Source organism: Flagellimonas zhangzhouensis, assembly GCF_900102925.1.
Classification (GTDB): Bacteria; Bacteroidota; Bacteroidia; order Flavobacteriales; family Flavobacteriaceae; genus Flagellimonas; species Flagellimonas zhangzhouensis.
The window spans coordinates 94,590-118,509 of record NZ_FNKI01000002.1 but is presented as its reverse complement, the minus strand read 5'-3'; the positions used below and the strand labels follow the sequence as shown (position 1 = coordinate 118,509).

The following is a 23,920-nucleotide window of genomic DNA, read 5'->3' as shown; positions in this document are numbered from 1 at the left end:
GTTGTCTTCCTTGGTTTGATGGTTATTTCACCGCAATAACATCAATCTCAATTTTGCCATTGGCCGCTACTCCAGCTGCCGCATACGTAGTTCGGGCAGGTTTTTTGGTGAAATATTTGGTATAAATCGAATTGAAAGCGGCAAAATCTTCAATATCACTCAAGATAACCGTGCACTTGACCACATTGTCCAAGGTCATCCCATGGTGCTTTAAAACATCCGCAATATTCTTGATGGTCTGCTCAGTTTCAGCTTCAATTCCCCCTTCTACCAATGTTCTGGTCTTTTGGTTCATACCCAACTGACCCGCCAAATAAAATGTATTGCCCGCTTGAACAATATCGCTATACGGTGCATTTTGTTTTGCAGGCTCATGCGATTTATGAAAAATAATGTCCGTGCTTTCTTGGGCATAGGTCGTAGCCATAATACCACTCATAAAAATGGACAAAAGGGCATAGTGAAAAGGTTTCATATACTGGTTTTTAGTTTTGCTTAAAATTACCCTATTTTTATCGGAAATTGAACGTGATGGACAACAAAGAAAAATTCTTTGAGCACATAGAAAAAGGGTACACCATGAAAGGCGACTACATTACCATGGGTGCCGCCATGCTCGAAGGAGAAACCATGACCAACGCCTTTGTAAAAGTTCCTTTGAAAACTTTGAACCGTCACGGATTGATTGCTGGAGCCACTGGCACAGGAAAAACCAAGACCCTTCAGGTGTTGGCCGAAAACCTCTCCGATAAAGGTATTCCTGTATTATTGATGGACCTTAAGGGTGATTTGAGTGGTATTGCCCAACCTAGTCCAGGGCATGCGAAAATTGATGAAAGACATGAAAAAATAGGACTTCCATTTGAAGCCAAGGGATTTCCTGTTGAAATATTATCACTTTCCGAGCAAAATGGGGTTCGACTACGAGCCACGGTTTCCGAATTTGGCCCTGTACTTTTATCACGAATTTTAGATCTTTCCGTTACCCAAGAAGGTATTGTTGCCGTAGTTTTTAAATATTGCGACGATAACAAATTGCCTCTTTTGGATTTGAAGGACTTTAAAAAAGTACTTCAATATGCAACGGGAGAAGGCAAAGAGGAATTTCAGTCAGAATATGGGAGAATTTCGACCAGCTCCACAGGTACTATTTTGCGTAAGATCATTGAGTTGGAGCAACAAGGTGCCGACCTTTTCTTTGGTGAAAAATCGTTCGATGTGGATGATTTGGTCCGAATTGATGAAAATGGTCGTGGGTATGTGAACATTATTCGCCTGACCGATATTCAGGACAAACCCAAGTTGTTCTCCACGTTTATGTTGAGCTTGTTGGCTGAAATTTATTCCACATTTCCAGAACAAGGGGATACTGAACGTCCAGAATTGGTACTTTTTATAGATGAAGCTCATTTGATTTTCGACAATGCCTCCAAAGCTTTGTTAGATCAAATAGAAAGTATTGTTAAATTGATTCGTTCCAAAGGAATAGGACTGTATTTTGTGACCCAAAACCCAACCGATGTGCCAGACGATGTACTGGCGCAATTGGGATTGAAAGTGCAGCACGCTTTGCGTGCATTTACGGCTAAGGATAGAAAAGCCATTAAATTGACGGCACAAAACTATCCCATTTCTGATTTTTATGATACAGCAGAAATATTGACTTCATTAGGAACTGGAGAAGCCTTAATTTCGGCCCTTGATGAAAAAGGAAGACCAACACCTTTGGCCGCGACTATGATGCGAGCTCCGATGAGTCGAATGGATATTTTGTCTGATTCGGAAATCAAGGATGTGCTGGATGCGTCCAAATTGATTAAAAAATACAATGAGGAAATCGATAGGGAAAGTGCCTACGAAATCCTGAATGAAAAAATTGAAAAGGCTGAAAAAGAGGCCGAGAAAGAAAAAGAAACAAAGCAACCATCCCGCAGGTCAACTTCAACGCGAAGAAGTACTCGAATGAATCCTGTTGTAAAGGTATTGACCAGCGCAACGTTTATTCGAGGCGTGTTGGGTGTTCTTAAAAAAGTGATTCGATAAAAAATCTATGAGAAAAATAATTCAAACTACTGCCCTTACATTGGGCCTAATTTTAACCCAATCTTGTCAATCAGATACCACTTTTGTAATAGCTGAGGACAGTGTGGGACCATTAAAACAATCCACCCCAGTTACCGATTTGGAAACGGTTTTCGCCCAAGATTCCATTGTTAGGGAAAGTGAGACAGCAAAAAAAATTGAGATTTTTGAAAAGGGAGGCAAACATCTATTGAGCCTTACTGCCAATACTGACAGTATTCCGACCATAGAAAATGTTCGAATTATGGATGCTCGTTACAAGTCAGAAAAAGGAATAAACTTATTGAGCACTTTTAAGGATATTGAAGATAAATACGGTATCAAAAAAATTGTGACCACTTTGAATAGCATTGTGGTTTTCCCAAAGGGAAGCAATCTTTATTTTACGATTGATAAAGCAGAATTGCCAGACAATTTACGATATAGTACTTCGACCATTGAAGCGGTTCAAGTTCCCGATAGTGCCGAATTGAAGTATTTAATGCTCGGCTGGGAATAATTTCGTTTCCAACATAAATTAGCTTCCATGAAAAAGCTTCTCACCAAGATAATGCCATTGGCTTATGGGCAATACTTCAATGTATATAGCTTGGTTGCGCCAAAAAAAATGGCTGATAAAGCGTTTCATGTGTTTTGTACCGTTCGAAAAGGCCGTGTAAAACCAGAGCAATCCGAATATTTGGATGGTGCAAAACTCACTGTGGAAGAAGTTGCTGGCCATAAGATTCAATCCTACCATTGGCCTGGAAATAAAGAAACCGTTTTGTTGGTCCACGGTTGGGAAAGCAATACCTATCGTTGGCGAAACCTCATCAAAAAATTAAGGGAAGCTGATTTTAACATCATTGCATTTGATGCACCGTCACACGGATATTCTTCAGGAAAACATTTATATGTTCCACTTTATGAAGAAGCTGTGAACCATATGGTGAAGAAGTACAATCCCCAACACCTCATTGGGCATTCTGTGGGTGGAATGACAATTATGTACAACCAGTACAAAAATCCGAGCGACCATGTACAAAAAATGGTCACCATCGGCTCACCTTCCGAATTCCATGAAATTATTCAAACGTATCAAGATATTTTAAAATTCAATAATCGGGTAATGAAACATCTCGACCATTATATCTATGATCGTTTTGGATTTAAAATCGATGAATTTTCCACTTCCAGATTTGCCCAATCCATCAGCAAAAAGGGATTGTTGTTCCATGATAAACTTGATAACATAACTCCTTACCATGCCTCGGTCAAAGTCAATAAAAATTGGCGTGGCAGTGAACTGGTAAGTACCGAAGGATTTGGTCATTCCATGCATCAGGAAGATGTCAACAATCAAATCATTACTTTTTTGGAAGCTAAATAAACTTGCGCTATTTTTCGGAAAAAATAAATCATGCAGAACATAACCCCTTTTCACGTAGCCATCCCTGTTCATAATTTGGATGAATGTAGAACTTTCTACCGCGAAGTTTTGGAATGCGAGGAAGGTAGAAGTGCCGAACATTGGGTAGACTTCAACCTATTTGGTCACCAACTTGTTATTCACTACAAACCAAAATCGGAAGAGGATCTGCATACCAATCCTGTAGATGGAAAAAATGTGCCCGTACCCCATTATGGTGTGGTATTGCCTTGGGATACTTTCCAATCATTTTCAAAAACTTTAGAGGAAAAGGGAATTGATTTTGTTATTGAGCCTTACATCCGTTTTAAAGGGGAACCAGGAGAGCAAGCAACCATGTTTTTCTTAGATCCTGCTGGAAATGCTTTAGAGTTTAAGGCCTTTAAGGATATGGGGCAGTTGTTCGCCAAATAATTACACCAGATTCAGCCCTTTTTTACGCACCCATAAATGGGCGAAGATAATATTGGGCACCCAGCACAACCAAGCCACTATTTTATAGGCAATTAAAAACTCTCCGAATAGTATCGATAAGAGAGGCAACCAGATTCTAAGGGTTACTGCTGCGAAGCATGCTGCATAACTATATACCATCATTCCTTGATGCAGGGATAAATCTTTCTTTTTAACAGCTACATAAGCTCGTAGCGTAGTAAACAGCCAAATTACTCCTAAACTGATAAAACCAATAGAAGGAATGATACCGCCCGTGGCAAAAAAACCCAAATAGACCCCACAAAGGCCACTGATCAATACGGAAACCACGTAAATTTTGCCCAGATTTCTATGTAAGTTCAATCTTTTGGCTCGTAACTTTTTACTGAATTGCGACCAGCCCATTAAAAGCGCCAAACCACCTAAACTGATATGGCCATAAAAGGCCAAGTTCCATATTTGATTGGTCAAAAGGGCATCGGATTTGCTCAAAAGCAGTCCAAAATCTTCTTCGGCGAATAAATAACTTAAGGGATATAGACCAATGCCAATGGCCAAAAGTGCGAATGCAATCCAAGCCACTTTATTCCTTACTGTTTTTGCCATATTGGTTGGTTTTCAGGAAGTAAGTTATCGAATAATTGGATATAAAAACAAGAATCTAATGCTGAAATCGTTATAAAACAACAAACAGGCATTGGATGCCTACCCAAATCCTACGAAATGAAGACAATTTTACTTTTGATTACACTTATCATGGCAAGCTTGGCAGTTTCAAGCTGTACGAATGACGAATCTGACACCGACTTTGAGTTCCTGAATCCAGATGAAGAGCAACAAGCTACTTTAAAAACGGAACAGGAAAATGTAAATTGAGTTTACGCTTTGTTATGGCGCTCACGTGCCAATAAGGTATTTTTCAACAACATGGCAATGGTCATGGGTCCTACTCCTCCAGGAACTGGGGTGATGTAAGAAGCCTTTTGGCTTACATTTTCAAAATCTACGTCTCCAGTGATGTAGTATCCCTTTTCTTTGGATTCATCGGAAACACGCGTGATCCCAACATCAATAATCACCACACCATCTTTTACCATATCCGCTTTTAGGAAATTAGGAACTCCCAATGCGGAAACTATGATATCCGCCTGAAGCGTTAAAGATTTAATGTCCTTGGTTCTACTATGAGTTAAGGTAACTGTAGAATCGGCAGCTTTCCCTTTTTGACTCATTAAAATACTAATGGGCCTTCCCACAATATGACTTCTACCAATAACCACGGTGTGCTTACCTGAGGTTTCTACATTGTATCGTCGCAAAAGTTCCATGATTCCAAATGGCGTAGCAGAGATAAATGTCTCCATATCCAATGCCATTTTTCCGAAGTTGGTCGGATGGAACCCATCCACATCCTTATCTGGATCTACGGCCATCAACACTTTTTCCTCATCAATATGTTTGGGCAATGGCAATTGCACAATATAACCGTCAATATCAGGATTTGCATTGAGTTCGGCCACTTGTTTCAACAGTTCTTCTTCGGTAGTTTCTTCGGGAAGGTGAATCAAGGTAGACTCAAAACCAATTTTTTTGCAAGAACGTACTTTACTGCCCACATACGTAAGGCTGGCTCCATCATTACCTACCAAAACTGCTGCTAAATGTGGTACTTTTTCTCCACGATCGCGCATTTGAGCCACCTCAACGGTGATTTCTTCTTTTATCTGATTGGATATTTTTTTTCCGTCAAGGATTTCCATGGGTTGTGTTGGTTTATTTTTTCTTGGTTGAATTATCGCATATTCTGCATCATCTGCATCATCTTTTTGCCGCCACCGCCTTGCATCATCTTCATCATTTTGCTCATTTGGTCGAACTGTTTCAGCAATTGATTCACTTGTTGAATTGAAGTTCCGCTACCTGCAGCAATACGTTTTTTACGGCTTGCGTTCAACAATGATGGTGTAGACCTTTCATCTGGTGTCATGGAATGAATAATAGCCTCAATATGTTTGAAGGCATCATCATCAATATCCAATCCTTTCAATGCTTTTCCAGCACCAGGAATCATTCCAATGAGGTCTTTCATATTCCCCATTTTCTTGATTTGGTGTATTTGCGTCAAGAAATCGTCGAAACCAAACTTGTTCTTGGCAATTTTCTTTTGGATTTTTCGGGCTTGTTCCTCATCAAACTGTTCTTGGGCACGTTCCACCAAAGACACCACGTCTCCCATTCCCAAAATACGATCGGCCATACGTGAGGGGTGGAACACATCGATGGCTTCCATTTTTTCACCCGTACCAATGAACTTGATGGGTTTATCTACTACCGATTTAATGGAAATGGCTGCACCACCTCGGGTATCACCATCCAATTTGGTTAAGATTACCCCGTCGAAATTAAGGACATCGTTAAAGGCTTTGGCTGTATTCACGGCATCTTGTCCAGTCATGGAATCCACAACAAACAAGGTTTCTTGCGGTTGAATGGCTTTGTGGATATTGGCAATTTCGTTCATCATCTGCTCATCCACTGCCAAACGACCTGCGGTATCGATGATCACTACGTTGCAGCCCAATGATTTTGCATGGGCAATACCTGCTTGTGCTATAGCAACTGGGTCATTGTTTTCTCGGTCCGAATATACCTCAACCCCAATTTGCTCACCAACGACATGCAACTGATCAATCGCTGCAGGACGATACACATCACAAGCGACCAAAAGTGGTTTTTTGGTTTTCTTATTTTTAAGGAAGTTCGCCAATTTACCTGAAAAAGTGGTTTTACCCGAACCTTGTAGACCAGACATCAAAATCACGGATGGATTGCCTGTTAGATCAATATCCTCAGCATCACCTCCCATTAATTGGGTCAGCTCATCCTTAACGATCTTGACCATTAACTGCCCTGGCTGGAGGGTGGTCAATACATTTTGGCCCAAAGCCTTTTCTTTTACCGTATTGGTAAATTCTTTGGCAATTTTAAAGTTAACGTCGGCATCCAACAAGGCTCTTCGTACCTCTTTTAAGGTCTCTGCTACATTGATTTCCGTAATCTGCCCATGACCTTTGAGGACGTGAAGTGCTTTATCTAACTTGTCACTTAAATTATCGAACATATGTTCTTTGTTTTAAAGAGGGACAAATTTAAGAATAAATAAAAAGAAAAAGGACGGCTTTGGGGAGAGCCGTCCTTCTTTTAAAAAAAGATTGGGGCAAAAATCTTATGGTTTTTCAAAAACCAAGGTTTTTATAGTTCCATCACCACTTTCATCTTTCAATTCGATGCGTGTTGCGGTCATGGACACGAACTTCCAGTCTTCTGTTAGTTCGGCCAAATCATCCATGGTGTCAAAGTTGATATATAGCTTCAACCCTTCTTCTGAATCACGAAGTACTCTCCATAATCCGTCTGCAACAGTATTTGTACCCATTGACACTTGCAATTGGTGAACTTCTTGGAAAGTAAAGTCCATTCCAGCATAAGAAGGGGATAAATCCACTTCTCCATATTGGTATAGTGCTACATTCCAAGCACCGCCCATTAAGGTATTTCTGATTTCCAAAACGTCTCCATCATCTGCACTATCCTCGCAAACTTTTAATAGAATCATTTCGTGGTCTGTCGTTTCATTCTTGAATTTCAACCTTGAATCCAAGAGGTCAATCAATGGCCATTCAAAACTTAATTGTGCTTCTGCCTCAATTGCAATCATCAAAGAAAGTTGCATTTGACTGTTTAATCCAATATCCCAAGTTCCTTCGGAAGCAGATACTCCATTGCCCAAAGTCACTACTCCACCAGCCATGAACTTGAATTCATAACCAAGTAGTCTTTCTATTTCTTCACCTCGGTTTTTCACCTTTTTAATGATCCACTCGCAATTTTGTAAAATGGAAATCAAAGTTTCACGATCAACTTCAGGTGAAGGCTCAGCTTCACAATTTTTTCGGAGTACAATTCGGTTGCCATTATCCTTATAGAATTTGATAACACCTTCTTCGAGTTCGTATACGTACCATTCTAGTGTGAAGTCTGCCATAGTTTCAAAATCCAAGCTCAACAACACACCGTTATCAGTTTGACTGGTACTCCATGTTCCATTAACCTCTGCGTTTAATACTCCGTGATATGTTACCGTTCCATCTTCATTGAAGATCATGAGTCTTTCTAAATATTGCTCGGTACTATCAACTTCATTTCTAATAACCTGTCTGATTTCAAAAGGACAGGATACTAAAATGGCATCCAATTCTTCTTCGGTAAAATCATCATCGTTATAATCGTTATCGTCATCTTCATCACACATATCTTTTGCCAAGGCCAAAGCTTGTGCCAACTCTGCATTATTATTTACAGTAATAACAGTACCGTCATATTTTTTAAGCGAAATAGGGTATTGAATACTCACTAGGGCATCAGATTCCAATTCTGCAAAAAAGCGTCTCAAACCAAAATCACTTTCAACAGCGACTTCTCCTGTTTGTTGATCATTGATATCAAATGTGTAAAGGGTTATGGGGTATACAAAATCAATACATTCTATATCATCATCATCTCCACCTTCCAAACAATCATCAATATAGGTTTCCAATTGTGCTTGGTTTTCGATAGTAATCTCAGTAAAATCGGAAAGTGTGATCGTAATAGGGAATAGAATATCCAAAACATGATCGGCTTCTTCCAAAGAATCGAAAATTTCTTCGACCACATCTAGATCGGCTTCAGAATCGATAGTAATATCAACACCATTTACAGAAACGGTGTATGGAAATTGAATCGCAACACAACTAGCTCCATCTACAATATTATCATAAGAACCATCGTGTGACGATGTTTGCTCAATTAAAAGAGCAGTTGAGGAACCAACTTCAATAGATTCTGGGTCTCCTCCAATATCTTCAAACTCTTCTTGGCAGGAGGTAAAACTTAATACTAAAACAACAAGGGCAAATTGCAGAATGTTGTTAACGAACTTTTTCATAACAAATGAATTTTGGGGTTATAATTCATGAGTAAAACAACACACATAAAAAAAACCCTACTTTTTCTAAATAATTTTCAAATATATTTGAGCCATAAACAAACCACTGATTATGAGCAACGTTTGTGAAGACCAAATTTTCAGCTCCATTTTCAAAGCACATTCCAAAACGGTTTTTAATTACATCTATTATAAATTCGGTAATGAGGAAAAGGCCAATGATGCTGTGCAGGAAGCTTTTGTGAAACTTTGGGAGAATTGTGCCAAGGTGAGTCCCGATAAAGCAAAATCTTTCGTGTACACCGTTGCCAACAATCTTTACCTTAATGTTATAAAAGCAGAAAAGGTTCGGTTAAAATACGCAGACCATTCCAATGACCGCTCCAATGAATCTCCAGAATTTTTGATGGAGGAACAGGAATACAAACAAAAATTGGATGATGCCCTAAATGCACTCCCTGAAAATCAGCGCACTACTTTTCTATTAAATAGGATTGATGGCAAAAAATATGCAGAAATTGCCGAAATGGAAGGTGTAAGTGTAAAAGCAATCGAAAAAAGAATGCATTTGGCACTAAAAAGTTTGCGCGAAAAAATAGATGGCATTTAACCCTACATAAAATAATATGCTAATTTTTAGAATTTTAGGTAGGGTATTTTAAAAGTTGATTGTTATAAGAACGTAAAGCATTAAACCCATGCAAGAAAATTATTTGGCAAAATGGCTTAGTGGAGAGCTCTCGGAGGAGGAACTCGCAGCATTTAAACAGTCTGCAGAGCACCAGTCCTTTGAAAGACTCAAAGAGGTTTCAAGCACGATGAAAGCCCCTAAATTTGACATGGACCAAGCTCTGGAACGCACCAAGGAAACTATTGGATCCGCTCCAAAAGTTATCACACTTAAGCCTTATAAAGCATTCTTGCGTATTGCAGCCGTAGTTGCTATACTTCTTGTTGGTTCCTATTTTTATTTAGGGACCTTGGGAGAGACCGTAAGCACGGATTTTGCCGAAAACACCAATGTTATCTTGCCAGACGATTCAGAAATTATCCTGAACGCAGCATCCCAAATTACCTACAGTAAAAAGAATTGGGATAAAGAAAGAAATATCAACCTTGAAGGTGAAGCCTTTTTTAAGGTAGCCAAAGGAAAGAAATTTACAGTGGCTACCGATCAGGGTACAGTAGCTGTTTTGGGAACCCAATTTAATGTGGAAAACAGAGAAGGCTTTTTTGAAGTCACCTGCTACGAAGGATTGGTAAGCGTTACGCACAATAATAAAGAAACCAAACTACCTGCTGGCAATTCCTTTTTGGTCATCAACGGTAAAATTATATCCGATTTGGATAAACCAACGGGAAATACTCCCTCCTGGATGCAAAACGAAAGTAGTTTTAACAGTATTCCATTGCAATTTGTATATGCAGAACTCGAAAGACAATTCAATATAAAAGTTACCACAGAAAACGTAGATACTAACCTGCTATTTACAGGTAGCTTTAACAACACTAACCTAGAAATGGCGTTAAAAAGTATTAGTACCCCGTCTCAAATCCGATTTAAAGTAGAAGACGACAACGTACTTTTTTATGCTGGAAACACATCCAAATAAATACGCTGGCCTCCTCATAGGTTTTTTGTTTTTCTTGTTTTGTTCATTTTGGATTCAAGCGCAGGAAAAACAGCAAACCTCTATTGACCTTATTTCCCATATCAAGGAACTGGAGACCACCTACAGCATTAAATTCTCTTATCTTAATAAAGATGTAGGGGGGCTTCAAATTACACTGCCAGATTCACTGAATACCCTCCAAAAACATTTGGATTTTCTGGATCTCAAGTTTCAGATCAAATCTGAAAAGCTTAGCGAACGTTTTTACACCCTTACCAAAGTCTCTTATATTGACATTTGCGGAATTGTGCTTGATAATTTCGCAGAGAATACGGTGAATGGGGCCACAGTGGAAATTTTAGGAGCAAATAATGCGCAAATTACTGGAGCTGATGGCTCATTCTACCTATCAAAAGTTGATCGGACAGCCTCAATTCGAATAAGATACCTTGGTTACAACTTAAAAATCATAAAAGCTAGTGATTTGCTAAAAGGTGAAAACTGCCCAAAAATATTGCTGTCGCCACGTTACGAGCAATTGGATGAGGTCATCGTGTACAAATTCCTTACCGCGGGGATTATAAAAGAGACAGATGCAAGTTTTACGTTAAACACCGCTGAATTTGGAATTTTGCCTGGTATGATCGAGCCCGATATTTTACAAACGGTGCAAGCACTTCCTGGTATTAAAAGTATAGATGAAACCGTTTCCGACATCAATATCCGTGGTGGAACCAACGACCAAAACCTAGTGCTTTGGAATGGAATTAAAATGTACCAATCTGGTCATTTTTTTGGTTTGATATCCGCCTTTAGCCCTTATCTAACAGACGAGGTTACCATCTATAAAAATGGCACTCCTGCAGCTTATGGGGATGGAGTTAGTGGAGTTATCCAAATGGAGACCAACAACCATATTACCCAAGATTGGTCGGGCGGTGCAGGATTTAATCTGATTAGCGGTGATGTTTATGCCGAAGTACCCCTTAGTAGAAAGTTAGGAGTTCAATTTTCAGCGCGAAGATCTACCACTGATTTTGTGAACTCTCCTACCTACAACCAATTTTTTGACAGAGCTTTTCAAAATAGTGAAATATCTGACCAAAACAACAGATCTGTAGATGATGACATTGTTCGTGACGAAGATTTTTTCTTTTATGATTTTTCAGGCAAATTACTCTACGACATTAATGACAACCATAAACTCCGAATTAGTGCCATTCACATTAAAAACGACCTGAAATATGAGGAGCAGAATCAAACCGAAAATGAGACCAGCATAAGTTTATTGCAGCAAAGCAACCTATCCTTGGGAACACAGCTAATGAGTCAATGGAACGATCATTTTTCATCCCATCTCAATGTTTATTATTCCAAGTATAATCTGGATGCGCAAAACCTCTACGGGAATCAAGTGCAACAACTTTTTCAAAACAATCAAGTCATTGAAAATGCCCTAAAGTTTGACACCAAGCTTAAATTAAAAAACACATTAAATTGGAACAATGGCTACCAATTTATTGAAACAGGTATTACCAATATCACTGTACTCAGCGAACCCACTTTTAATAGTGACATCAAGGGAGTAATACGTATCCATGCTCCTTATACCGAATTTGACTATCATTCCGAACAAAACACATTTATCGCCAAAATAGGAACACGATTCAATTTTATAGAAAATCTAAACACCTTTTCCGATTTTTTGATTGAACCTAGAGTGAACCTCAATTTTAAAATCGCCAATTATTTACGAGGTGAAGTTTTGGGGGAATTTAAAAGTCAGACCACCAACCAGATCATAGATTTGGAGCAAAACTTTTTGGGCATAGAAAAGCGAAGATGGACCTTATCCAACGGGAGTACTCTACCTGTAACCAAAAGCAAACAAGGTTCGGCAGGCATCAACTATGAGAAAAACGGGTTTTATGTTGGTTTCGAAAGCTTTTATAAAGAAGTGGATGGCATCAGTACAAAAACACAAGGATTTCAAAATTCCAACCAATTCTCAGGTGAAATTGGCAGCTATAAAGTCAAGGGCATTGAATTTTTAACCAATAAAAAAGGAGACAATTACAGCGTTTGGCTAAGCTATGCTTACAATAAAAACGACTATACTTTCGATTCGATTGCTCCACCCAATTTCCCAAACAACTTGGACATTAGGCATACGATTACTTTTGCAGGCACCTATGATTACAAAGACCTAAAATTGAGTTTGGGAATGAATTACAGAACTGGCAGACCCTATACCGAACCTTTGGATGGTCCTGAAGGATTGAACAACGATTTTTTCCCACCTCAAATTAATTACAAAGAGCCCAACAGCAGCAGATTACCTGAATATTTTAGAGTAGATGTCTCTGCCATTTATAATTTTCAACTTACGCGAAGATTAAAGGCCAATGCAGGTATTTCGGTCGTAAATATTACCAACCGCAAAAACTCCTTGAACAAATATTATCGGGTTAATTCGGACAATGAGATTGAAACTGTGGAAAACATTTCTTTGGGTATCACCCCAAATGTTAGTTTTAGGGTCAGTTTTTAACTTTCCAATTCGGGTCGCTTAAATCGAAATTGAACATGGTTCTCACTATTTCGAAGAGCTGAGGAAAATTTCTTTTGAAGGTTTCTGGTGTCTCAATAAAGCTTTCAGCCACAACGGCAAAGAACTCTACAAAATTGGTCTTGCCATAGTCCCTAAAATAAGATGTTGCCGCCAACCTACTGATAAACTCTTCTGAATGGTACATCTCATTCATTTTTAAAAGTCCCACCTTAAATCGTTTGGCTTCATAGCTCTGCTTTTTATGAGTATCTATCATTAAAGCATGGGCAACCTCATGAATCCCTAGATTGATATTGTCATTGGGGATACTGAAGCCATCTTTCAAACTTTCGGCAGAAAAAACGAGCGTTCTTAATCTTGGATTATATTCCCCAACATGGTGATTTCTGGCAATTCGAGAATAATATTTGCTAGGGTAAATAATCACACGTCGAATAGACTTTTCAAACCGATAATCGTTCAACCCTAATGTCAACAAAATGGCCGAAGCCGAAACATAAGCCTTAATATGTTCTTGGTTTTGGATATTCCCATAAAAAACAAAATGCTTTTTGGATTTAAACCAGGCAAAGCGACGCAAAAACTCCTTTCGTTGGGCAGGAGACAAATCGTGAAATGGCTTCAAAAAGTTTAAGATGAAAAGTCGTTCCTTGGCCGATATCCTCTTAACTGGATGGAACAAATTATAAAGCGTCAATCGCTCCTTCAGGACATTTTCGTAGATGGCTTTAGCAAATACAACAAATAAGCCCGCAACCAATACAATGGCAGCAATTTCTTTATCAGATTCAGAAATCTGCTGCATTACATTCGTTCTGGAACATCAATCCCTAACAAACGGAAAGCTGATTGAATTACTTCGGCCACTTTTTGGGACAATTGCACCCTAAAGTTTTTCTTTTGCTCATCGGTTTCTCCTAAAATGGACACTTGCTGATAAAAAGAATTGAACTCTTTCACCAAATCGTAAGTATAGTTGGCTACCAAAGCTGGACTAAAGTTTTCGGCTGCCAATTGGACCGTTTCGGGGAACAATTGAATCTGCTTCAATAACTCTTTCTCTTTTTCATGAAGTTCCATGGTCATGTCGAGCGCACTCGAGACATCCTCTGCCTTTCGCAAAATAGATTGGATTCGAGCGTAAGTGTACTGGATAAAAGGCCCTGTGTTTCCTTGAAAATCCACCGATTCTTCTGGGTTGAAAAGGATTCTTTTTTTAGGATCCACTTTTAAAATGTAATATTTAAGAGCACCCAAACCTATGGTTCGGTACAACTGTTTTTTCTCTTCCTCGGAATAGCCATCCAACTTGCCCAGTTCTTGGGAAATAGATGCTGCGGTATCTTCCATACTTTGAATCAGGTCGTCCGCATCCACAACAGTTCCTTCCCTACTCTTCATTTTACCACTTGGCAAATCCACCATACCATAACTTAAATGGTACAATTGCTCCGCCCAAGCATAGCCCAATTTTTTCAGAATGAGGAACAACACCTTAAAGTGGTAATCCTGCTCATTACCTACGGTATACACCATTCCATTGATATCTGGAAAATCCGTCACCCTTTGAATGGCAGTACCAATATCTTGGGTCATATAAACGGCAGTACCATCGGAACGCAACACGATTTTTTCGTCAAGTCCATCTTCAGTGAGGTCTATCCAAACACTTCCATCCTCTTTTTTAAAGAAAACACCACGTTCCAGACCATCCTTAACCACATCACGACCCAACAAATAGGTGTCACTTTCATAATACAGAGTGTCAAAATCAACCCCAAGGTTTTTGTAGGTCGTATCAAAGCCTTCATATACCCAACCGTTCATTTTTTTCCAAAGAGTCACCACCTCATCATCACCAGCTTCCCATTTACGGAGCATTTCTTGGGCTTCCAATAAAATGGGTGCTTCTTTTTCGGCCTTTTCTTTTTCAGTTCCAGCTGCAACCAATTCGGCTATCTGTTCTTTGTAGGCCTTATCAAAAGCCACATAATATTTCCCAACCAAATGATCACCCTTCAAACCTGAAGTCTCAGGAGTTTCACCCTCACCAAACTTTTGCCAGGCCAACATACTTTTACAGATGTGGATACCACGATCATTAATGATCTGGGTCTTGTATACCTTTTTTCCCGAAGCCTTTAAAATTTCAGCCACGGAATACCCTAAAAGGTTGTTTCTAATATGCCCTAAGTGCAAAGGTTTGTTGGTATTTGGGGAGGAATATTCCACCATTACCGCATCATCGGACTGGGATTTTACATAACCGAAATCCTTTTCAGAAAATATATCGTTGAAGAAATTCAGGTAGTAACTGTCCTCAATAACAATGTTCAAAAAGCCTTGAACCACATTGCATTTGGATACCTCATCAACATTTGCCGTCAAATATTCCCCAATTTGGGTTCCAATCTGCACAGGATTTCCCTTTACATGACGCAACATAGGAAACACCACCACGGTAATATCCCCTTCAAAATCCTTTCGGGTGGGTTGAAATTCTACCGAGGGCAACTCAACTTGGTACAGTTGTTTTACGGCCTCGATTACTTTTTGGGTCAAATCGTTCTGCAAACTCATTTATAAGGCTTTTCAGGGCGCAAAACTACGCATTTTTTGGGCTTTTCCCTCACCCCAAATTTAATGGTCCGCCCTAATTTGATTAATTTTAAGCATGCTTTTGAATGTTTCGTACTCCGACAAAAACATCACCAAAAAAATAGACGATGCCGTGGGCAAACCCATTCCCTTGAAAGAACGTTGGGCCATGGGCGGTATTGGGTCGCCAAAACTTCACATTACCGAAGCAAGCGTTGAGATCAATAACCTACTCATCCTCGACAATAATTTGAATACCTGCAATATTGAACTTCGACCTAAGGGCATCATTGTTGGATTCCGTTCTAGATTGGAGAGCTATGGACTGATCATCCCCTACTACAAATTAAATGTGTACAAGGGTGAGATGTCCATTCGTTCCATTTATATGGATCATTATTTTATTAAAGTGCGAACGGATACCAAGGCGATTCAAAAATTCTTTCGGAAAATGCTCGACCATCGTGCCAATAACCTTCCCACCAACATTGAAGATTTATGAAGATTCTACTAACAGGGGCAAATGGGTATATTGGAATGCGCTTGTTGCCCCAATTTTTGGAAATGGGGCATCATGTGGTCTGTGCTGTTCGTGATGAAAAAAGATTGTCGGTAGACGAAAACACCCGTTCGAAAATTGAAGTGGTGGAAATTGATTTTCTGGAAGACCCAACAAATCAAAACGTACCATCGGATATTGATGCTGCTTATTATTTGATTCATTCCATGACCTCTTCAGTCACTGATTTTGATGAAAAAGAAGCACAAGCAGCAAAAAACTTCAACACTTTATTGGCCAAAACGCAATGCGAACAAGTAATTTACCTAAGTGGCATTGTAAACGACAAAGAACTATCCAAACACCTCAGCTCACGGAAAAATGTCGAGGACATTCTCTACCAAGGCAAATTTAAACTTACCGTTCTACGTGCTGGAATTATTGTAGGATCTGGCAGCTCTTCTTTTGAAATCATTCGAGATCTCTGCGAAAAACTTCCCGTAATGATCACACCAAAATGGGTGCTTACCAAAACCCAGCCCATCGCGATTAGGGATGTGATTCAATTTCTGACGCAGGTCTTGGGCAATAAAAACACTTACAACCAATCTTTTGATATTGGTGGCCCCGATGTGCTCACTTATAAAGATATGTTGCATGGCTATGCGAAGGTACGGGGTTTTAAAAACTGGATTTTTACAGTACCAGTGATGACACCCAAACTCTCTTCCTATTGGCTCTACTTTGTGACTTCTACCTCTTATAAATTGGCGATGAACCTCGTGGATAGCATGAAAATGGAAGTGGTAGCCAAGGACAATCAACTTCAGCAAATGTTGGACATTGAAACCCACACTTATGAAGAGGCCATTGATATGGCTTTTAAAAAAATTGAGCAGAATCTGGTTATTAGCAGTTGGAAAGATAGTATTGCCAGTGGACAAATCAAGAAAGATTTAGAAAACTACATTCAAGTGCCCAAATATGGAGTTTTGCAGGACAAAAAGTCCATTCCCATCACTAATGAAAAAAAGGTGTTGAGAAATATATGGAGTATCGGAGGAGAAACAGGATGGTATTATGGCAATTGGCTCTGGAAAATCCGTGGATTTTTGGACAAGCTTGTTGGAGGGCCAGGACTTCGACGCGGCCGCACCCACCCCGATAAAATATTTCCTGGAGATGCCTTGGACTTTTGGCGGGTGTTATTGGCAGATAAAAAACGAAAACGATTACTCCTCTTCGCAGAAATGAAAACTCCTGGTGAAGCTTGGTTGGAATTCAAAATTGAAGATGGCATACTGTACCAAACCGCAACTTTTCGCCCCAAAGGTTTATTGGGTCGACTGTATTGGTATTCGGTGCTACCCTTTCACCTTTTTATTTTTGGGAACATGATCAAGAACATTGCAAAATCTTAAACTTCCCTTACAAGGAAGCTGTCACATCCGACGCCCGCCTGCGGCAGGCAGGCAGACGAGATGCAAAAATTGTTTACATTTTAAATTAAATTTCTCGACTGCGCTCGAAATGACAATTACCCCAACCCCAAGCTGTTAAAATACTATTAAGCCATATGGACGATTGCCTTTTTCTTCGCACATTGTCACAAATTCCCCTCAAGTTCGTCTAAACCACAGGCAACCTTTCACCCCCAAAAGGTGTCTTAATCATATAAACACAAACCAAGATGTCTGTAAAAAAGACCCTGTTTCTCACCTATTTTGTCACATTAATGGCATTTCCATTGGCGGCTCAAAGCATTAGTTCCCGATTGGTTGATGCCAAAACACAAAATGGGATTCCCTATGCCACCATTCAATATGGAGAACACAAAGGAGTTATCACCAACGAAGAGGGGCGATTTAGTTTTGTTCTGGAAGAAGGTGCTACCCTACCCGACTCGATTTATGTAACCTCAATGGGGTATGAGAAAAAAGGTTTCACTTTGGAACAATTGCAAGATAGTTTGGTGTTCCTAAACGCCAAAGCCATCGAATTGAGCGGAGTTTATGTGTTTGATAAGGAACTGGATGTGGAGGATATCATTGATAAAATGATAGAAAACATTCCTAATAATGTGAATAAAAGTCCTGTAAAGCAGCGATTTTTTCTTCGGAAAGCAGAACTGGCCAACATGGAAAAAGTGGATTTTGGATTTGAAAAATCATCCATTGAAGAGTTGAACAAAGAACTCATGGACAGCATTGCCAGATCCATCCCAAAAAATGCATCGCACTACACGGAAAGTTTTGGTGACCTCTATAAAAATAATACCAAGTACAAACTGAACATAATTAAAGCGGCCGATCTCTACGACAAACGAGATGTAAGTTCTTTTGAGGATTTGGCCGAACATATGGAAGAAATTTTCAAGCAAAATGTGAAACCTGGCTCCTATTTAAAAATCAAATCGGGCATTTTTAGTGAAAAGATCCAAGTGGATTCTATTTTGGATACGTTGGATGATGAACGTGTTGATCAAGTTAAAAAAGTAAAAGCACAGGTTGAAAAAGACAGTGTATCGGGATTGGTGGACAGCCAACGTTGGTCATTTCAAGAAATGCTGAGCCAGTTGTATTACAAAGAAGACACCAAATTAAACCTTATTGACAAATACAATAGGTATGAGTTTAAACTGGCTGGTTATGCCGACATTGGTGATGCAGGGGTATATGTTGTTGACTTTTGGCCCAAACGAAGCAGCGCCGATTTTAAAGGAAGACTCTATATAAATATAGAGGACTTCGCTGTAATGCGCCTTGATTTTTTCAACGTGCAACGTCTACGAAATTTCAAACTTTTGGGTATTACCTATCGGGAAACTGTGTACAAAGGCACTATGCGATTTGCCAAACTATCCAATGGAAAGTACGATCTTCAATTCATGGATTTTTCCGATGGAAAATACTTCGGAATTGACCGCCCGTTAAAAGTGGTGGAAAAAAACAAGCACGTAAAAGGTCGCCGCAAACAGAACGAACTCAAACTGAATATTGATTTTCGAATGAACATCACAAACAAATGGGAATTGGTGGTGTTCGACCAAGATCAAATTGCGGAAAACGAGTTCAAAAACTATAAAGAGGACAAAACCGTCCGCGCAACCTACATGCCTCGATACAATCCCGAATTTTGGAAAGGGTACACCATTATGGAGCCCAACCAAGCGATTCGTGGATTTACAGCCGAGGAAGAGTAGCCTGTTTTAATATTAATAAAAGCATTGTTCATTTAACTAATAAATAAATCGCTTTATCTAATTGCAAATTCATGGTTGTTTTAAAATCACAATTAATTAGTAGATTTGAAAAACAACCAATTTGAATGAATAATCTTACATTAAGAGTAATTATATTTTTATATATTTTTACTTTGATTTCTTGCTCCTCAGACCACTCCAGTGAAGAACAAAACATTGATACTACGCCCCCAGAAATTAATCTTGAAATTGCTGGTTTTGGAAAAAATTCTACTGACCCCATAATTGTTGGCCATAGCATAGATCTTAATCCAAACACGACGGACAACGAGGGTATTAAATCTGTGACTATTTTTTTAAATAATGAAGTTGTGGCGCAATCAAACACTCCTCCATTTAATTTTACAATCGATTTATCTAGTTACACTTCCAAGGTTGCTGACTTGACCAAATACAAGGAATATGTCTTAAAAGTTGTTGTAGTGGATATAAATGACAATTCCTCCGAGGTGGAGCAAATAATATATATTGATAATGATTTGCCTTCAATTTCAAATGTCACAATTGAAAATGGCACTATATTAAATGGTGATGAGAACATTGTAACCTTTAATGCTTATGATGAACAGGGAATAAAGGAGGTAAGTGCCATGGTTGACAACTCGTCTATTGTTGTTGCTGAGACAGAGACTGGATTTACCCTTGACCTCAACACATTGAATTCTGCAGATGGAGAACATTCACTTGTAATTATCGCAGAGGATTTCGCAGAAAACATTACTTCGTATCAGGTTGATTTTATTTCAGACAATACAGGGCCCGAACTTATTGTAGAAGGAATAATGGATGATATTATCCTTGGTGAGAAAACAATAATCTCAACCTCCCTTTCAGATGAATTTTCAGAAATATCAGGATTTAAAATATCAGTTGGTGATTCTCTTGTGAAAGAATTTGAAAATTTTGATGAATTAAACTTTGAATTTGATCCTGAAAGCTATGCTGTTGGAGAGTATGAATTAATTTTTGAAGCTAGTGATAGCGTTGGTAACATTTCTCAAATCAATGTTCCCATCAAAATAAAAAGATTATTGATGATAATTGATATAAAGGAAGACTATTTACCATCAAATTATCCTGCTACCCAACTTTTTTATTTAGCCTCGGACATTAACGGTAAGGTACTTGATTTTGCCAAAGGTGAAAATAATTCGATAGTGAAATTATATTCCGAAAGAGAATTTTCATTGGAAGAAGAATTCATGTTAACTCTGATGGAAATTTCTGGATACTTAAATGGTCCCCAATCGGGTGAAATGTTTACTATATCCAATCTAAAACGAAATATACATAATACATACACTTTAAAAACTAGAAAGCAAAATCCCAATTACAAAATAACAACTGACTTTAAGTTAACTGGAATGGATCCATGTGCTCAGAACTTGACTTGTTATGGTCCAGGCTATAATATATTTTACAGTCATTCCGGAGACGAAGATATTCAAATACGAACCTTTGATCACCTAGGAGACCCAACATTGTCATCAGATAAGATTTACTTGTTTTTGGAGTTTAGCTGTTTTGATCAGTATAAATATTTAGCTTTTGACAACCCACTGCCTGAGGATATAGAAACTAATATCAGTGTTTCAGATTTTATTGATGAGGGCATACAAAATTCAAGTGTAGAATTTAGCAATGTTGGATTAGTTGACATTGATATTAAGGGGTATGATTCCTTAGAAGATTATAGAACCAACAATGGATATTCAATTTTTGATGATTTAAAAAGCACCTTCTATCACCCTGGTCCAGTAAATTATTTCTGGTTAGATGTTTTTCAAGAATATAAGTTTAAAATTGTGTCTGATGACTTTGCAGTGATAGGAAGAGGACTACCTGAAACATATTATGAAGTTCCAGATTGGTCTGTGGATCATTTGCTAAATGATAAAACCATCCAATATACAATTGACTCTGGAGAGCATACCGTAGGAAAAACGATAATACAAAGGTATGCTAACCAATATGAAGGACAATTTGAATGGATTTTTGTTTTTGACAGTCAAAAAACTCAAGAAATTACAATCCCTGAAATTCCTGAAGAATTAAAAGATTATCAATTATATAATCATATGCAAAATCGAGATTTCATGTTGTATCAGTCTCAAATAACAAAATATGACGGAATTGAAACCTATGATGAATATTTGGAGAAAATTATTTTACCAAATAAATCCTATCAATCCTTTGGTGATAAAATGACTGCAAAATATAGGGTACATGAAAATGCCAGTAATGCTTTTATTATAGATGATTTTTTTATGTATCGCATTCTTTATTAATTACAAAATTGCTGTACACTGTAGTATTAAGAATTGTATATCCTTTGGTCAGTTCGTGAAAATCCTGCCTACTACAGGCAGGAGTGTCATATTAAAAACCTTCATTAGAATAAAGATTCTTCACGCTATACAGAATGGCAAAGTATTTTGTTATGCCTTTGGCAAAAACACCTCCGCCATCATACAACGGGCACTACCCCCACCACAAGTTTCAATGGTGTCCAACGGACTATGAATTATTGGACAATGCTTTTCAATCGCCTTTATTTGAGCATCAGTAAGACTATTGTATGCTTGTGTGCTCATAACCATATAACGTTGGTCGTTTGCTCCAATAACCTGAAGCATATTCCCAGCAAAATGGTACATCTGCTTTTCGGTGATGTCAATAATTTCCCTACCGTCCTTTTTAATGTGATCGACAACATTTTTGCGCTCTTTTTTGTCATCAATGGTGCTCAAGCAAATTACCACAAAGGTTTCGGCCATGGCCATCATTACATTGGTGTGGTAAATGGGCAATCGTTTGCCATCCACAGTTTGGTTGGCATGGAAAATCACAGGAAAGCAGTCGAAATCCTCACAAAACTCAATGAACAATTCTTCATGGGCACGTTCGGAAAGTGCACAATAAGCCTTTTGATTGGTACGGTCCTTTAAAATACTGCCTGTTCCTTCCAGATAAATTTCTTCATCTTCGGCCGAAGTGTAGTCCATGACATTGTTGATCACAAACCCATTTTCCTCCAAAAGCTCAAATACATCTTCGCGACGTTCCTTTCTTCGGTTTTCTGCAAACATCGGATATACGCATACGGTTCCACTTTCGTGAAATGATACCCAGTTATTGGGAAATATGGAATCAGGAGTATCTCGCTCCAACGTATCACTTATCGTAATAACATTTACACCGTGTTCCCGAAGTACCTTTACAAACTGGTCAAACTCCTCTTGTGCCTTTTTGTTGATCTCGGCATTTTTTAAGTGCGGGTCTTCTTGAAAATAATTGTTGACTGCGGTCTGTTCGTTCATCCTAAAGTTTACGGGACGAACCATTAAAATAGTGTTGGTGATCTGTGCTCTCAATCCTCTTACAAAATTAGTGCACCTGTGGCAGCAGGAATTGGGTTATAATTTATGATCTAATCAGTGGCATGGTACTGCAACGCAACAAGCCTTCTTGTTTGGCAATCTCGGCATATGGAATTTCCTCAACGGTAAATCCTTGCTCTCGCAACCAATTGTTCAAACGGGTAAAGCTTTTTTCCGAAACCACCACTTCTGGCGAAATGGAAAACACATTACTGAACATTTGATACATCTCATCTTTTGAGATTTCAAAGATATTCTCCTTTCCGAAATAATCCACCAAATATTGGTATTCCTCTTCCACCAAAAATCCGTTTTTGTGCAAAATGGCCTTGTTCTTTCCTATGGGCTGAAAGCAACAGTCCAAATGCAAAGCATTCTCCCTTGGATCGGTATTGGATTTTCTTAGTTCGAAAGATTTAACCGTTTTATTCGGAAACATTTCACGTATAAACTCTACGGCTTCAATATTGGTTCGGGCTGTAATATAACTGGCATAATCTACACCAGTATAAGTACCGATAAAAATATGATCGTTCCAAGGCATAACATCCCCGCCTTCAATATGAACTTCTTCTGGAGGACGAATAATTTTATTGGGGTCGATTATCTCCAAAACTTCATGAATGGCCTCAAACTCTCGTTCACGATCGGGCAGAATATTGGCATGAAACAATTTGTCCTCAATAACAAATGCAATATCCCGTGCAAAAATCTGATTGCAATCTTGCAAAACCTCTGGACGATACACTTCCACCCCGTATTTTTGAAAAACGGCTGCAAAGGCATCCATCTCTCTGATCATATCTTCTTCCTTTGGATAAGTGCCTGCTTTTATAAACTCAACGGATTTTGGGTCGTATGCTTCCTCAATGGTTGGTACTGGTCCATTACTTTTTGCCGTGCCTAAAATCACAGCTTTCAACGGACTCGTTTCATCCACGATGTTCAATTGCATCATATTTTAATTCTTTTAAAAGAGATTTAAGGAAATCCCACAAAAATTCTAGGGCAAATCTAGTGTTTTAAAGCAGATTTCCCACTTACAAAAAATGGAAAATATCCTATTAATCTACGGACTGCATTT

21 protein-coding genes are annotated in these 23,920 nt (G+C 38.7%); 12 read left to right on the top strand and 9 right to left on the bottom strand.

Annotated elements, in window-relative coordinates; all coding sequences use genetic code 11:
• Nucleotides 1-22: 22 nt before the first annotated feature.
• Complete coding sequence (locus BLQ18_RS07315) at nucleotides 23-475, bottom strand: Rid family detoxifying hydrolase (RefSeq protein WP_090293799.1); 453 nt, start codon at nucleotides 473-475, stop codon at nucleotides 23-25.
• 56 nt (nucleotides 476-531) lie between these two features.
• Between BLQ18_RS07315 and BLQ18_RS07310 the strand changes: the two genes are divergently transcribed.
• From BLQ18_RS07310 to BLQ18_RS16990, 4 genes are read left to right on the top strand one after another with little or no spacing between them, the layout of a single operon-like run.
• Nucleotides 532-2,043, top strand: a complete 1,512-nt coding sequence (locus BLQ18_RS07310; RefSeq protein WP_090293798.1) for a helicase HerA-like domain-containing protein — start codon at nucleotides 532-534, stop codon at nucleotides 2,041-2,043.
• Nucleotides 2,044-2,050: 7 nt separating this feature from the next.
• A complete protein-coding gene (locus BLQ18_RS07305) occupies nucleotides 2,051-2,581 on the top strand; it encodes a hypothetical protein (protein ID WP_090293797.1) in 531 nt (176 codons plus the stop codon).
• 27 nt (nucleotides 2,582-2,608) lie between these two features.
• On the top strand, nucleotides 2,609-3,451 hold the full coding sequence (locus tag BLQ18_RS07300) for an alpha/beta hydrolase (protein ID WP_090293796.1): 843 nt from the start codon (nucleotides 2,609-2,611) through the stop codon (nucleotides 3,449-3,451).
• 30 nt (nucleotides 3,452-3,481) lie between these two features.
• Nucleotides 3,482-3,904, top strand: a complete 423-nt coding sequence (locus BLQ18_RS16990) for a VOC family protein (protein ID WP_175443730.1) — start codon at nucleotides 3,482-3,484, stop codon at nucleotides 3,902-3,904.
• Here BLQ18_RS16990 and BLQ18_RS07295 read toward each other — a convergent pair whose 3' ends face one another.
• Nucleotides 3,905-4,531 carry a DUF2306 domain-containing protein gene (locus BLQ18_RS07295; RefSeq protein ID WP_090293795.1) on the bottom strand — a complete coding sequence of 209 codons (627 nt, stop codon included), beginning with the start codon at nucleotides 4,529-4,531 and terminating at the stop codon, nucleotides 3,905-3,907.
• A gap of 117 nt (nucleotides 4,532-4,648) precedes the next feature.
• Between BLQ18_RS07295 and BLQ18_RS16985 the strand changes: the two genes are divergently transcribed.
• Nucleotides 4,649-4,801, top strand: a complete 153-nt coding sequence (locus tag BLQ18_RS16985) for a hypothetical protein (protein WP_175443729.1) — start codon at nucleotides 4,649-4,651, stop codon at nucleotides 4,799-4,801.
• A gap of 2 nt (nucleotides 4,802-4,803) precedes the next feature.
• On the opposite strand, the gene folD is transcribed toward BLQ18_RS16985, so the two are convergent.
• The 3 genes from folD to BLQ18_RS07280 form a co-directional block, all read right to left on the bottom strand.
• The gene (folD, locus tag BLQ18_RS07290) at nucleotides 4,804-5,685 is read right to left on the bottom strand and encodes a bifunctional methylenetetrahydrofolate dehydrogenase/methenyltetrahydrofolate cyclohydrolase FolD (protein ID WP_090293794.1); all 882 of its coding nucleotides are present in this window, start codon (nucleotides 5,683-5,685) and stop codon (nucleotides 4,804-4,806) included.
• A 32-nt stretch (nucleotides 5,686-5,717) separates the two neighbouring features.
• A complete protein-coding gene (gene ffh / locus BLQ18_RS07285; RefSeq protein ID WP_090293793.1) occupies nucleotides 5,718-7,046 on the bottom strand; it encodes a signal recognition particle protein in 1,329 nt (442 codons plus the stop codon).
• A 105-nt stretch (nucleotides 7,047-7,151) separates the two neighbouring features.
• The gene (locus tag BLQ18_RS07280) at nucleotides 7,152-8,912 is read right to left on the bottom strand and encodes a hypothetical protein (protein WP_090293792.1); all 1,761 of its coding nucleotides are present in this window, start codon (nucleotides 8,910-8,912) and stop codon (nucleotides 7,152-7,154) included.
• A 112-nt stretch (nucleotides 8,913-9,024) separates the two neighbouring features.
• Here BLQ18_RS07280 and BLQ18_RS07275 point away from each other — a divergent pair, with 112 nt between their 5' ends.
• The 3 genes from BLQ18_RS07275 to BLQ18_RS07265 all read left to right on the top strand — a co-directional run bounded on the left by BLQ18_RS07275 (nucleotide 9,025) and on the right by BLQ18_RS07265 (nucleotide 13,076).
• Nucleotides 9,025-9,522 (top strand): RNA polymerase sigma factor, encoded by a 498-nt coding sequence (locus BLQ18_RS07275; protein ID WP_090293791.1) that lies wholly within the window; start codon nucleotides 9,025-9,027, stop codon nucleotides 9,520-9,522.
• Nucleotides 9,523-9,610: 88 nt separating this feature from the next.
• Nucleotides 9,611-10,525: a FecR family protein gene (locus tag BLQ18_RS07270; protein WP_090293790.1), complete on the top strand. Its 915-nt coding sequence runs from the start codon at nucleotides 9,611-9,613 to the stop codon at nucleotides 10,523-10,525.
• Entirely contained in the window at nucleotides 10,503-13,076 is a 2,574-nt protein-coding gene (locus BLQ18_RS07265) for a TonB-dependent receptor (protein WP_090293789.1), read from the top strand. Before BLQ18_RS07270 ends, BLQ18_RS07265 begins: the two co-directional genes overlap by 23 nt.
• Here BLQ18_RS07265 and BLQ18_RS07260 read toward each other — a convergent pair.
• Both BLQ18_RS07260 and argS read right to left on the bottom strand, forming a co-directional pair.
• Nucleotides 13,066-13,902, bottom strand: coding sequence for a zinc-dependent peptidase (locus tag BLQ18_RS07260; protein ID WP_090293788.1), 837 nt, complete (start codon nucleotides 13,900-13,902; stop codon nucleotides 13,066-13,068). The two genes, BLQ18_RS07265 and BLQ18_RS07260, sit on opposite strands and share 11 nt — an antisense overlap.
• Nucleotides 13,902-15,677 (bottom strand): arginine--tRNA ligase, encoded by a 1,776-nt coding sequence (gene argS / locus BLQ18_RS07255; RefSeq protein WP_090293787.1) that lies wholly within the window; start codon nucleotides 15,675-15,677, stop codon nucleotides 13,902-13,904. The genes BLQ18_RS07260 and argS overlap by 1 nt, the downstream gene beginning before the upstream one ends.
• Before the next feature lie 94 nt (nucleotides 15,678-15,771).
• On the opposite strand from argS, the gene BLQ18_RS07250 reads away from it, so the two are divergent.
• From BLQ18_RS07250 to BLQ18_RS07235, 4 genes are all read left to right on the top strand, one after another.
• Nucleotides 15,772-16,197: a hypothetical protein gene (locus BLQ18_RS07250; protein WP_090293786.1), complete on the top strand. Its 426-nt coding sequence runs from the start codon at nucleotides 15,772-15,774 to the stop codon at nucleotides 16,195-16,197.
• Nucleotides 16,194-17,615, top strand: a complete 1,422-nt coding sequence (locus tag BLQ18_RS07245) for an SDR family oxidoreductase (protein WP_090293785.1) — start codon at nucleotides 16,194-16,196, stop codon at nucleotides 17,613-17,615. The genes BLQ18_RS07250 and BLQ18_RS07245 overlap by 4 nt, the downstream gene beginning before the upstream one ends.
• A gap of 269 nt (nucleotides 17,616-17,884) precedes the next feature.
• Nucleotides 17,885-19,396 carry a peptidase associated/transthyretin-like domain-containing protein gene (locus BLQ18_RS07240; RefSeq protein ID WP_090293784.1) on the top strand — a complete coding sequence of 504 codons (1,512 nt, stop codon included), beginning with the start codon at nucleotides 17,885-17,887 and terminating at the stop codon, nucleotides 19,394-19,396.
• Nucleotides 19,397-19,521: 125 nt separating this feature from the next.
• On the top strand, nucleotides 19,522-21,744 hold the full coding sequence (locus tag BLQ18_RS07235) for an Ig-like domain-containing protein (RefSeq protein WP_090293783.1): 2,223 nt from the start codon (nucleotides 19,522-19,524) through the stop codon (nucleotides 21,742-21,744).
• Between the two features lie 150 nt (nucleotides 21,745-21,894).
• Here BLQ18_RS07235 and ctlX read toward each other — a convergent pair whose 3' ends face one another.
• Nucleotides 21,895-22,800: a citrulline utilization hydrolase CtlX gene (gene ctlX / locus BLQ18_RS07230; RefSeq protein WP_090293782.1), complete on the bottom strand. Its 906-nt coding sequence runs from the start codon at nucleotides 22,798-22,800 to the stop codon at nucleotides 21,895-21,897.
• Nucleotides 22,801-22,879: 79 nt separating this feature from the next.
• Nucleotides 22,880-23,794, bottom strand: coding sequence for a dimethylarginine dimethylaminohydrolase family protein (locus tag BLQ18_RS07225; protein WP_090293781.1), 915 nt, complete (start codon nucleotides 23,792-23,794; stop codon nucleotides 22,880-22,882).
• Nucleotides 23,795-23,920 lie beyond the last annotated feature (126 nt).